This is a genomic window from Anaerolineales bacterium (assembly GCA_003105035.1).
In the GTDB taxonomy this organism is placed as follows: domain Bacteria; phylum Chloroflexota; class Anaerolineae; order Anaerolineales; family UBA4823; genus FEB-25.
In genome coordinates this window covers 93,897-105,446 of record PQAL01000011.1, presented here as the reverse complement: position 1 = coordinate 105,446, position 11,550 = coordinate 93,897, and the positions used below count along the sequence as shown (strand labels likewise).

General features: G+C 52.3%; 9 protein-coding genes. 2 read left to right on the top strand and 7 right to left on the bottom strand.

Translation table 11 applies throughout. The features are described 5' to 3' along the window. Window positions 1–59 precede the first annotated feature (59 nt). From fusA to C3F13_05850, 4 genes are all read right to left on the bottom strand, one after another. Complete coding sequence (fusA, locus tag C3F13_05865; GenBank protein ID PWB54977.1) at window positions 60–2,129, bottom strand: elongation factor G; 2,070 nt, start codon at window positions 2,127–2,129, stop codon at window positions 60–62. 47 nt (window positions 2,130–2,176) lie between these two features. Further along, window positions 2,177–2,647, bottom strand: a complete 471-nt coding sequence (locus tag C3F13_05860; protein ID PWB54976.1) for a 30S ribosomal protein S7 — start codon at window positions 2,645–2,647, stop codon at window positions 2,177–2,179. A 24-nt stretch (window positions 2,648–2,671) separates the two neighbouring features. After that, window positions 2,672–3,091 carry a 30S ribosomal protein S12 gene (locus tag C3F13_05855; GenBank protein ID PWB54979.1) on the bottom strand — a complete coding sequence of 140 codons (420 nt, stop codon included), beginning with the start codon at window positions 3,089–3,091 and terminating at the stop codon, window positions 2,672–2,674. Between the two features lie 175 nt (window positions 3,092–3,266). Then, window positions 3,267–7,172: a DNA-directed RNA polymerase subunit beta gene (locus tag C3F13_05850; GenBank protein ID PWB54975.1), complete on the bottom strand. Its 3,906-nt coding sequence runs from the start codon at window positions 7,170–7,172 to the stop codon at window positions 3,267–3,269. 274 nt (window positions 7,173–7,446) lie between these two features. On the opposite strand from C3F13_05850, the gene C3F13_05845 reads away from it, so the two are divergent. Further along, complete coding sequence (locus C3F13_05845) at window positions 7,447–8,349, top strand: GTPase Era (protein ID PWB54974.1); 903 nt, start codon at window positions 7,447–7,449, stop codon at window positions 8,347–8,349. A 15-nt stretch (window positions 8,350–8,364) separates the two neighbouring features. Continuing rightward, window positions 8,365–9,036 carry a hypothetical protein gene (locus C3F13_05840; protein PWB54973.1) on the top strand — a complete coding sequence of 224 codons (672 nt, stop codon included), beginning with the start codon at window positions 8,365–8,367 and terminating at the stop codon, window positions 9,034–9,036. Between the two features lie 185 nt (window positions 9,037–9,221). Here C3F13_05840 and C3F13_05835 read toward each other — a convergent pair whose 3' ends face one another. The 3 genes from C3F13_05835 to C3F13_05825 are packed head-to-tail and all read right to left on the bottom strand — an operon-like array spanning window position 9,222 to window position 11,339. Next, on the bottom strand, window positions 9,222–10,241 hold the full coding sequence (locus tag C3F13_05835; GenBank protein ID PWB54972.1) for a hypothetical protein: 1,020 nt from the start codon (window positions 10,239–10,241) through the stop codon (window positions 9,222–9,224). Next, window positions 10,238–10,771: a hypothetical protein gene (locus tag C3F13_05830; GenBank protein PWB54971.1), complete on the bottom strand. Its 534-nt coding sequence runs from the start codon at window positions 10,769–10,771 to the stop codon at window positions 10,238–10,240. Before C3F13_05830 ends, C3F13_05835 begins: the two co-directional genes overlap by 4 nt. Next, window positions 10,752–11,339, bottom strand: a complete 588-nt coding sequence (locus C3F13_05825) for an RNA polymerase subunit sigma-24 (GenBank protein PWB54970.1) — start codon at window positions 11,337–11,339, stop codon at window positions 10,752–10,754. Before C3F13_05825 ends, C3F13_05830 begins: the two co-directional genes overlap by 20 nt. Window positions 11,340–11,550 lie beyond the last annotated feature (211 nt).

The window sequence follows — 11,550 nt, the reverse complement described above, 5'->3', positions numbered from 1 at the left end:
TCAAATTTTTGCTTTGCCATAAACGTTCTCCTTGATGACTATGAAACAATGATCCAAAGTTATGCCAATATTGTCTTTGCCACATTCTCAGATACCTGAGAGTAGTGGTCAAATTCCATTGTAAACACGCCTCTTCCCTGGGTGGCTGATCGCAGATCGGTGGCGTAACCGAACATCTCTGCCAGTGGCACCATCGCAGTGACCATCTGCGTATTCCCAGGGCGTACTTCGGTGCCAATGATATTTCCACGGCGGGCGTTCAGCTGGCCCATGATCTCACCTAAAAATTCATCCGGGGCGATCACTTCGACTTTCATGATCGGCTCTTGCAGGATGGGCCCAGCTTTGTGGATGGCTTCTTTGAAGGCCATCGAGGCAGCCATCTTGAAGGCCATGTCGCTCGAATCGACTTCGTGGAAAGAGCCATCCGTCAGCATGATCTTGACATCCACCACCGGGTATCCAGCCAGCACACCAGCTTCGGCGGCTTCACGCACGCCTTTTTCGACAGCGGGCAGGTATTCCTTGGGGATAACGCCGCCCACGATCTTATTTTCGTAAGCGATGCCGGTCCCGGGTTCCCCCGGTTCAATGGCCAGCACCACGTGACCATATTGGCCACGCCCGCCAGTCTGCTTGATATAGCGGTACTCTGCCTTATCCACGGGCTTCGTGATGGTTTCACGATAAGCCACCTGGGGTTTACCGACCCTGGCTTGCACCCTGAACTCACGCAGCATACGGTCGATCAGGATTTCCAGATGAAGCTCACCCATGCCAGAGATGATCGTCTGGCCTGTCTCTTCGTCCACCCGCACCCTGAAGGTCGGGTCTTCGTCAGACAGCTTATGCAAGGCTTCCGACATCTTGTCCTGGTCTGCCGTAGTGCGAGGTTCGATCGCCACCGAGATGACTGGTTCTGGGAAGGTGATATTTTCCAGCACAATCTGGTTGGAGGCATCGCACAGGGTGTCACCGGTGAAGGAATCCTTCAAACCAAGCACCGCGCCAATGTCACCCGCCAGGATCTCAGTAATGTCTTCCCGCCGGTCAGCATACATGCGTAGCAAGCGCCCCACCCGTTCACGGCGGTCTTTGGTGGGATTGAACACCATGCTGCCCTGGGTAATCTTCCCCGAATAAACCCGGATATAAGCCAGACGCCCAACATAGGGATCTGAGACGATTTTAAAGACCAATGCGCTCATTGGGGCATCATCAACCGCCGGTCTTTCAACAGTATGACCGGTATGGGGATGGATGCCTTCAACTGGAGGGATATCGGCCGGGGAAGGCAGATAATCGATCACTCCATCCAACAAGAGCTGAACGCCTTTATTTCTTAAAGAGCTCCCGCAGAACACGGGGGTAATTTTTCCAGTGATCGTCGCCTTACGTAGAGCGGCTTTGAGCTCATCGACGGCGATCTCATCACCTTCCAGGTAGCGCATCGTCAGGATGTCGTCTGTCTCTGCGATCTGCTCGAGCAAGCGGGAGTGCATTTCCTTGACGGTGACCTTGAGATCCGCCGGGATCTCGTCTTCGATCGCCTCTGTGCCCAGGGTATCATCCCAGACGATGGCCTTAAAGGTGAGCAAGTCAACCACACCCTTGAAGGCCGCTTCACTGCCGATCGGCACCTGCATGGCAGCTACATTGGCTCCCAGGCGATGCTTCATACTTTCAATGGACCGCTCAAAGGAAGCACCCACACGATCCATCTTGTTGACGAAGCAGATGCGGGGTACATGGTAGCGATCTGCCTGGCGCCAAACCGTCTCACTCTGCGGTTCAACGCCTTGAACCGCATCAAAAACGACGATCCCGCCGTCTAAGACACGTAGTGAGCGCTGGACTTCAGCAGTGAAGTCAATATGCCCTGGCGTATCAATGATATTGATTTGGTAACCTTTCCACTCAGCAGAAACTGCCGCAGAAACTATGGTGATACCTCGTTCACGTTCCTGCTCCATCCAATCAGTGACTGTGGTACCATCGTCAACTGATCCGAGGCGGTGGGTTTTGCCTGTGTAGAAAAGGATGCGTTCGGTAGTGGTGGTCTTGCCAGCGTCAATATGGGCAATAATGCCAATATTGCGATACAGATCGAGAGGATACTGGCGAGGCATACAGGTTACCTTTGACCACTACAAAATAACTCGCGTAATTTGAAAGCCTATGCCCGGTAATGCGAAAAGGCACGGTTTGCTTCAGCCATTTTATGAGTTTCTTCGCGCTTGCGGATGGCTGAACCAGTATTATTGGAGGCGTCCAGGAGCTCGCCTGCCAGCTTCTCTGCAAAGGATTTCCCCGAGCGCGCATTGGCGCCCTGCAGGATCCAGCGTGAAGCGAGTGCGAAACGCCTGTAGGGAGGCACTTCCATCGGGATCTGATACGTGGCTCCACCCACACGACGGGGTTTTACCTCGAGGATGGGCGATACATTCTTGATGGCCAGCTCAAAGATTTCGAGAGAGCTGCGTTTCGTTCTATCTTCAATCATGTCAAACGCATCATATACAATGGTAGTTGCTACACTACGCTTGCCGCTCTTGATCACGCGGTTGATGAAGTTCTGGACGTGCTCGCTATTAAAGCGCACATCGCCCGGGATTTCGTGTTTTTCTGGTTTACTACGTCGAGACATGTGATTACTCCGAGGGGGCGAGGTTTATTCTTTAGGACGCTTCGAGCCGTATTTGGAACGACCTTGCTTACGATTGTTGACGCCGCCAGTATCCAGCGAGCCCCTGACGATATGATAGCGCACACCTGGCAGGTCTTTTACACGACCACCGCGCACTAACACCACGGAGTGCTCCTGCAGTGCATGCCCTTCACCGGGGATATAAGCAGTCACTTCAATACCGTTCGTCAGGCGTACACGCGCAATCTTGCGCAGGGCCGAGTTAGGCTTCTTGGGGGTCATGGTCTTGACCACAGTGCAAACGCCTCGCTTTTGGGGTGAGCCTTTGCTCTGGCGGATCCGGTTTTGGTTGTTCAGATTGAGAGTGTACAGCAGGGCCGGAGCCTTGCTCTTTTCTCTCTTAGTTTTGCGTCCACGACGGACTAGTTGATTGATTGTTGGCACCTTCGCCTCCGAGCATTTTTTCCTAAATTTGATAATTCCATTAAGGGAGGCCATCAATCCTTCGATGGCCTCGCCTTGCTTGCTTTGGTATACGATTCGGGTAGGGTTACTACCTTCGTATGTTAAAGACGACGAGAAGCGATTTTACCATGCGCTCAAATGAGCGTCAAGGATTTTATAGATGAGGATCAAGGTCTAAAAGACCTGTTTGCAACCTGGGTGGACGTGAGCGTTCTTCGTCCTTACCAAACTTGATCACTTCTCCGGCATCAGTGAGGGCTTCGACCGCCAGGCCAAGGCTTTGTAGCTCTTTCACCAAAACCCTGAATGATGCGGGGATGCTGGGCTCTTCAATTGTTTCACCCTTGACGATAGCCTCGTAAGTCTTCACACGGCCCTGGACATCGTCTGACTTCACCGTCAGCATTTCCTGGAGGGTGTAGGCGGCACCGTACGCTTCCAGTGCCCACACTTCCATCTCACCGAAACGTTGCCCACCGAACTGGGCTTTACCACCCAGAGGCTGCTGCGAAACCAGGCTGTACGGTCCGGTTGAACGGGCATGGACTTTATCTTCTACCAGGTGGTGAAGCTTAAGCATGGTCATGACACCCACGGTCACCGGGCGATCGTATGGGTCGCCGGTCTTCCCATCGCGGACAACCTGCTTACCGATGGTTGGTACAGGCACACTAGTGTTTAATGAAAACTTCTGGGCTTCGTTGGCGATGTCTTCGTCGTCGAGCTTCGCAACATCCTGCCCCTGCTGTTCCAGCCATTGGCGCAAGCAGGTGGTGACGGCATATCTGTCCATTCTGGCTTGTTGTTCACCATCTACTGCAATACCTTCAGGCGCAATGACCATATCCGGATCGTAACCATATACCCGCAACCACTCGCGTAAAACGGAGCGGCGGGCATAGTAAAAGTCCGACTTAAACAGGGATACGTCATATCCTAGATCAGCCAGCCAGTCTTCCATGTAGAGGTTGCGTACTTCGTTATCGTCCTCATACTGCATCGGGTCATGCTCGGTTTCATTGAGCATTTCCCAGGCTTTGAGCCCGACTTCCTTCCAGGCCTGGTCGATCAACCAGGCACGGGCTAGCTCTGCGTCAATTTCAACTTCGGTGGCGCCATCAAACACGGGAGTGATCGCGCGGAAGCCCAACCGGCTGGCTGCCCATCCCAGGTGCGTTTCCAGCACCTGGCCGAGATTCATACGGCCAGGCACGCCGGTGGGATTCAGGATGATGTCGACCGGAGTTCCGTCGTCCAGGAAGGGCATATCTTCTTCAGCCACCACGCGAGACACGACACCTTTATTCCCGTGCCGTCCAGCCATTTTATCGCCTGCGGTAATCTTGCGGCGCTGAGCTACTGAGACTCGCACCATCATGTCAACACCAGCTGCCAGATCGGTATTATCTTCACGGGTGAATACTTTCACGTCAACGACTTTGCCGCGCTCACCGTGTGGCATACGCAGGGAAGTGTCTTTCACATCGCGTGACTTCTCACCAAAAATAGCTCTCAGCAGGCGCTCTTCCGGGGTGAGTTCTTTCTCACCCTTAGGAGAGATCTTGCCTACCAGGATATCGTTCGGACCTACTTCAGCACCGATGCGGATGATCCCTGTCTCGTCAAGATCCTTAATGGCATCTTCACCGACGTTGGGGATATCGCGGGTGATTTCTTCCGGGCCAAGGCGAGTATCACGTGATTCGACTTCATATTTTTCTATGTGGACCGAGGTAAAGCGATCTTCCTGGACCAGGCGCTCCGAGATGACGATGGCATCTTCAAAGTTAGCCCCTTCCCATGAGAGGAAAGCCACCACCACATTCTGACCCAAGGCCAGCTCGCCATTTTCGGTGGATGACGAGTCAGCAATCACCTCGCCTTTGTGCACGCGCTGCCCTTTGACGACTGCCGGGCGCTGATCGATGCAGGTGGACTGGTTCGAGCGCTGGTATTTGCGCAGCTGATAGGTATGGTCAACCTTGGGGGTGTGGATGATGATTTTATTGCCGGTTACGGAAGTGATCTCACCATCCTCCTCGGCGATCACCACCTGGCCTGAGTCCATGGCAGCATGGTATTCCATGCCAGTGGAGACGGCAGGTATATCGGGGTTGAGCAGTGGGACTGCCTGAGCCTGCATGTTGGAGCCCATCAGGGCGCGGTTAGCATCATCATGCTCGAGGAAGGGGATGAGCGCTGCGCTGATGCCCACGATTTGGTGCGGGGCGACATCCATGTAATCGATATTGTCACTGCCTGCAAAAATGAAATCTGAGAAGTGGCGGGAGGAGATGCTGGTGCGGATAAACTCGTTGTATTCGTTTATCGGTGTATTCGCCTGGGCAATCACGAAACGATCTTCAACATCCGCCGACAGGTATTCGGTGTCTTCGGTGACGAACGGTACAACCAGGATTTCTTTCAGGTTAAGCTTGCGGATTTTGTCCGCCAGGTCGAGGGTGACGCGCTCACCGCTCTTGGCAACCAGCTTGCCATTATCAGGATCTTTGATGTCTTCCCGTAGTGAACGACCAACCAGCCGTTCATCGCTCGGAACCAAGGTTTTACGCACGCGCCGGTAAGGGGTTTCAATGAAACCATATTCATTGACTCGGGCAAAGGAGGCCAGGCGGCCGATCAGGCCAATATTCGGGCCTTCAGGGGTTTCAATGGGGCAGATTCGGCCATAGTGCGAGTGGTGCACGTCGCGGACGTCAAAACCAGCCCGCTCACGGCGTAAACCACCCGGACCTAGAGCAGAAAGCGTACGCTTGTGGCGCAGCTCTGCCAGCGGGTTGGTCTGATCCATGAACTGGGATAGCTGGCTTGAGCCGAAGAACTCGCGCAAGGCGGCCACCACCGGGCGGATGTTGATCAAGGTGATGGGGGTCAGCTGGTCTTGATCGCGGATCGACATACGCTCCTTGATCACCCGCTCCATACGCCGTAAACCGATGCGCAGCTTGTTCTGGATCAGCTCGCCAACGGTCTTGGCGCGGCGGTTACCCAGATGGTCAATATCATCAGGAGCCTGGGTGCCATTGTTGATCATGATCATGCGACGGACGAGGCGCACGATATCCCACTTGGTGATCATGCGGTGGGTGATCGGTACACGGTCGTGCAGGTCAAGCTTCTGGTTTAGCTTATACCGCCCAACACGCTCTAGGTCGTAGTGACGCTGGTCAAACAGCTGTTCCTGCAGAAAACCCCGGGCATTATCGAGTGTGGCAGGGTCACCCGGGCGCATGCGCTTAAAGAACTCCAACAGGGCAGCTTCAGCAATGGTCTGGTTGTTCGACAGATCCCATTGCGGCTCCTGGGCAAACGAAGCTGGGATGAACATGCGGTCGGGATTGTTATCCACATCCTGGAAAAGGGTTAACAGCTCTTCATCCGTACCTGTATTGAGGGGTGAATCAGGTAAACCATCGTTCACCGCTGACAGGGCACGTAGGAAGATGGTGATGGGCACGGTGCGTTTGCGGTTGAACCGCAGAGTAAGGTAGTCGCTTTTGCGGGTTTCAAACTCCATCCAGGCGCCTCGATCGGGGATCAGCTTGGCGATGGCCAGGTTGCGTCCTGTAGATCGGTCGACGGGTGCCTCAAAGTAGACGCCCGGTGAGCGGATCAGCTGGGAGACGACTACACGCTCGGTGCCGTTAACAATAAAGGTACCCTTCTCGGTCATTTCAGGGAAATCACCCAGGAAGATATCCTGCTTGATGGGTTGCGGGACTTCCGGTCCAGCCAATAGCACAGAGACATATAACGGGCTGGCGTAAGTCAGGTCACGTTCGACGCATTCTTCAAGCGAGTGCTTGGGCTCTCCGAACTTGTAAGTCAGCTCCCACTGGTCTGATTCAGGGGTTCGGGAGGGGAAATACAGCTTCATTCCCTTGTTATATGATTCGATGGGGGAAACTTCATGGAAGAGATCAGCCAAACCTTCGGTTTTTAAACGTTGGAAGGATTCAATCTGAACTTCAATCAAGTCCGGCAGCTTGAGGTCAATATTAATCCGAGCGTAGGACTTGCTTGGCAAGTTAGGTGCCATAATTCTCTCCTAGTGTAACAATTTTCAGCGGACTGTTACTATGTGATTAACAAATAAGGCGTGATGAATTTTTACCATCACGCAACGAATTTTAAGATCCCTAGTTCAAAGTCCATTCTAATTATTCAATATACGAAGCCAAACACGCAAACGAATATTATAACATTTGTTTCAATTTGGTCAAGATGGTTTGATTAGTAAATGATGAAACTTTCCGCCCATGGAATATGGTGATTTTATGTACAAGGTCATCTTCTACTGATAGAATTCAATCATGGATATGGATAAGGAATACCTGGCTGGGTTTGTAGCCGTAATGGGCCGACCCAATGTGGGAAAGTCGACACTCATCAATGCATTGATTGGGCAGAAGGTGGCCGCTGTTTCGCCACGCCCGCAGACAACTCGCCGGCGGCAGGAGGGCATCCTGACCACCGGGGAATACCAGGCGATCTTTATCGACACGCCCGGTATTCACAAGCCGCACAGCAAGCTGGGCGAAAGCATGAATCTGGAGGCACGTTCTGCCCTGGAACACTGTGATGTGGTGCTATTTATGGTTGATGCCAGCCAGATGCCGACCGATGAGGACCAGATGCTGGCTGGGATGTTAAATTCTATGGTCAGACCGGATAAAATCCTGTTGGTTCTCAACAAAATCGACTTGCTGCAGTCCAACCAGTCTCCCGAGATCCAGGCTGCTTATCAAGAGCTGATCCCGAAGAGCAACCTTGTAAAGGTGTCGGCCACACGCGGTGATAACAAGGAGCTGCTCCTTGAGAAGATCGTCAGCTACTTACCTGCAGGTGAGCCTTTTTACCCTGAAGAGCAAGTGACTGACCTGTTTGAGCGGGATATCACCGCTGACCTGATCCGTGAGGCGTGCCTGAACCATCTGAAGTATGAAGTCCCGCATGGCATTGTGGTCAGGATCGACGAATACACTGAGCGGAGCGCCCAGGCAGTGTATATCGAAGCGACCATTTTTGTTGAACGCGAGAGCCACAAAGGAATCGTGATTGGGCAAAGCGGCCACATGCTCAAGAAGATTGGCACATCTGCACGCAAGGAAATCGAAGCGATGAGCGGAAAAGAGACTTACCTGCAGTTGCGGGTTAAGCTCCGCAAAAACTGGCGTGATGATGAAAAAATGGTCAAACAGATGTTTAATTCCTAACAAGGGAGGAAAATCATGTCAATTTACCCACTCATTATCGCATTGGTCCTGGCAGTACTGAACTGGGTTGCGGTCGAGAAGCACTGGAAAACCCTTGAGTATTTCGCCAAACCGGGGACGATGTTGGCGCTCCTATGGTGGATCGGGCAGAGTGCAGGTTGGGGAGGCAGCATGCTATGGTTCACCCTGGGTGCTGTCTTCTGCTTAGGTGGGGATGTTTTCCTCATGCTCCCGGAAAAGTATTTCATTCTAGGACTGATTTCCTTCTTGATTGGTCATATATGCTACGTGGTTGGGTTTAATAACTCTGCACCCTATATCAACTTGCTCGGCATCGTGCTCATTGTAGCGTTGGCCATCTATCTTGGCTGGCTGTATCCCAAATTAGCAGCTGGGTTGGCCGAGAAGGAGAAGGCAGCTTTGAAAATACCCGTGCTGGTTTACTCACTGGTGATCAGCCTGATGGTTTATTCGGCTGTCCTCACCTGGACACGCCCGGGTTGGCCGATGTTTGCTGCACTGTCTGCATCGATCGGCGCAGTGCTATTTTTCGCCTCCGATTCGATCCTGGCCTGGGACAGGTTCATAAAACGCTTTGCACACGCTCGGCTGCTGACCATGATCACTTATCACCTTGGTCAGATCGGGATCATCTTGAGTGCCATCCTATACGCTGGCACAAAATAAATGCTCTATCGGTAAAGCTGGAGAACCCTTTCCTTTTAGTGCACTGGCGCAAAGTTCATGAATGTGGGCTATGCTTAGCCACGATCTCCAGAATTAATCCACGGATTTATAAAAAATTAGTAGAGACGCAGCACTGCTGCGTCTCTACATTTAACCATCGATGAATAAATGAGTATAGTGTTTGGTTATTGGTTTGCAGGAGGATTGAGATCGGAGCCACCGGCGGGTGGAAGGATTTCACTGCTGCTGACTGCTGGCCGCCTCGTCCCACTCACATAGGGTTTCCTGCCGAATTGGGTCAACAGCACCGCACCCAAGCCAACGATACCAGCCACGAACATGGGTATCCATCCTATGCATGGCAAGAAAGTCTGCAGGCCAGTTAAGATAGCCATCAAGACCAGGGTGCCTACGCCGGCAGAAATGGCAGGGTGCCATTCATGCTTGAACATCAGGCTAATACGCCGGCCGACTTCAAGGCCCATGGCGATCAATCCATAAGCCCATGCAGCCGCCAGGACGAACGCCCCAAGCAGTGCCACCGGAGAGAGGCAGATCGTGATCGCCAGCAGAACCAGGACGATTGGCACGATGATGATTGTCAGGCAGCCTAGTCCTCCGGAGATGAGCGGTTCAGAGATCTCGGTCTGGTAGGTGCGTGTGAGGGGGTTAGGCAGGAACATGGCTAGCAGCATCGCTACCAGTGACCAGAGGATCAGTCCAACGAAGTATCCGGCTACTTTAACGGCTGGATTGTAGGTGGCATTGATCACCGGGAAGCGTACCCCGCCAGGAAGGATGACGGAAGGCCCTGAAATGTTCGTATTTACTTGCCCATTGATCTGGGCACCTGGGGCGCGATTAACCGAACCACCCGCCGAGGTTAGGTTGCCTTGCAAGACGAATGTCGAAGCCAGGTTGATCGTACCCCCCAGTACGACCAGGTCACCGTTGATCGTGCCTGCTGCAGTGCAATTTCCACCGAAGATGATCACGCTGCCAGTCACGATGGAGTCCTTCTGCAAGTCGACATTACCACCCAGCACGAGCAGATCATTGTTAAGGATTTTCCCACTTTCCAGCGTGTAATTATTGCCGACTACCAAATCCTTCGGTGTGGCTGCGAATGCTGTAACAGGGAATACTCCCAACAGGAGCACGGCTAACAAGGTTGCGGATACTAACTTGAGATTGATGTGTTTCATTCTACCCTCCAGACAAGACTTAGTTTTCTATATGTGGATAACCACAAGACACTCATGAAGCTGATCATACCTACCAGGAAGATCATACCCAAAAAGACCATTCCTGGATTAAACCAGTGTATAGACTTAATTAGATTCTGTAAGACGAAGTAATTGGCAAATATTGAAACCACACGATCGAGCCATACGATGACGAACGGACCTGGATCCTGGATCAATGTCCAGACTTCAAAAATTAATAAAGCTACCAATATGCCGGCGATGAGAGCGGTCAATCCGATCGAGACCCAACCCCGGCGGGCCAGTTGTTGGGCCTGATATTCTTCAAGATGCGCTTGCCACCGGCGGGTGAAGCCAGGCATTGGCTCCACCTGTGGGGCATCCTTGATGATGAATTCCAATTCCATCCAGGATGCCTGTATCTGATTGCATGCCTCGCAAGTTGCGAGATGTTCTCGTAAGGATTGATCCTGTTCAGCTGAAAGAGTCTCCTCAGACAGCAGCCATTCCCTAAAAGGCTGATGATTCATGTGGATTCCTTTCTGGCACATAACTCGTGCCGTTTGGTTTCGACCAGGTCTGGGCCATGCTTAACCTGGCACGGTGCAGTCGGCTCTTTACGGCGCTGGTGGTCAGCGAGAGGCTGCTGGCGATCTCTTCGTAAGAAAAGTCATACCAGTAATACATGACCACTGCTGCCCGGTCATGCGGGTTGAGTGTGGTTAATAGAGCCTGCACCCTGCGTTGATCCTCCTTGAGGAAAAACATCCCTTCCGGGCCAGCTGAGCCATCGGCAGGGTCGAGATAAGGTGTTGAGTCCAGTGAGAGGATCAGCATGCGTCTTTTCCGCAGCAGGTCGATGCACGAGTGGGCTGCGATCGAAAGCAGCCAGGTTGAAAACGGGCGATTGGTATCATAATTTTTGATATTCCGATATACCCGCAAGAAAGTCTCCTGGGCCACATCCTCAGCCTCATCTGCATCAGCCAACATCCGATAACACAGGTTGAACACTGGTTTCTGGTAGGTCTCAACCAGGTGGGTGAATGCCTCTTGATTACCTTGGATCACCTGATCGAGTAACTCAGGTTCTAGCATATTCACTTCGTGCTCCTGTCTGGTTATCTAAACCTGTATACGCAGGATTAGATTTTCCGTTGCATATCTCTATTGATTTGTAAAACGATGATCTATAACCATATGCATGAGAAAGGGCACTGATAAAATCTGAGGAGACAGGCTATGGCTTGAGTGGGTGAAATCCTTCTCCAAATACCTCACAAGCCTGGTCTATCACGATAAACGTCTC

Excerpts from the sequence above, each read along its gene's own strand:
- fusA (PWB54977.1), bottom strand. The coding sequence starts at position 2,129 with ATGCCTCGCCAGTATCCTCTCGATCTGTATCGCAATATTGGCATTATT.
- C3F13_05860 (PWB54976.1), bottom strand. The coding sequence starts at position 2,647 with ATGTCTCGACGTAGTAAACCAGAAAAACACGAAATCCCGGGCGATGTG.
- C3F13_05850 (PWB54975.1), bottom strand. The coding sequence starts at position 7,172 with ATGGCACCTAACTTGCCAAGCAAGTCCTACGCTCGGATTAATATTGAC.
- C3F13_05845 (PWB54974.1), top strand. The coding sequence starts at position 7,447 with ATGGATATGGATAAGGAATACCTGGCTGGGTTTGTAGCCGTAATGGGC.
- C3F13_05840 (PWB54973.1), top strand. The coding sequence starts at position 8,365 with ATGTCAATTTACCCACTCATTATCGCATTGGTCCTGGCAGTACTGAAC.
- C3F13_05835 (PWB54972.1), bottom strand. The coding sequence starts at position 10,241 with ATGAAACACATCAATCTCAAGTTAGTATCCGCAACCTTGTTAGCCGTG.
- C3F13_05830 (PWB54971.1), bottom strand. The coding sequence starts at position 10,771 with ATGAATCATCAGCCTTTTAGGGAATGGCTGCTGTCTGAGGAGACTCTT.
- C3F13_05825 (PWB54970.1), bottom strand. The coding sequence starts at position 11,339 with ATGCTAGAACCTGAGTTACTCGATCAGGTGATCCAAGGTAATCAAGAG.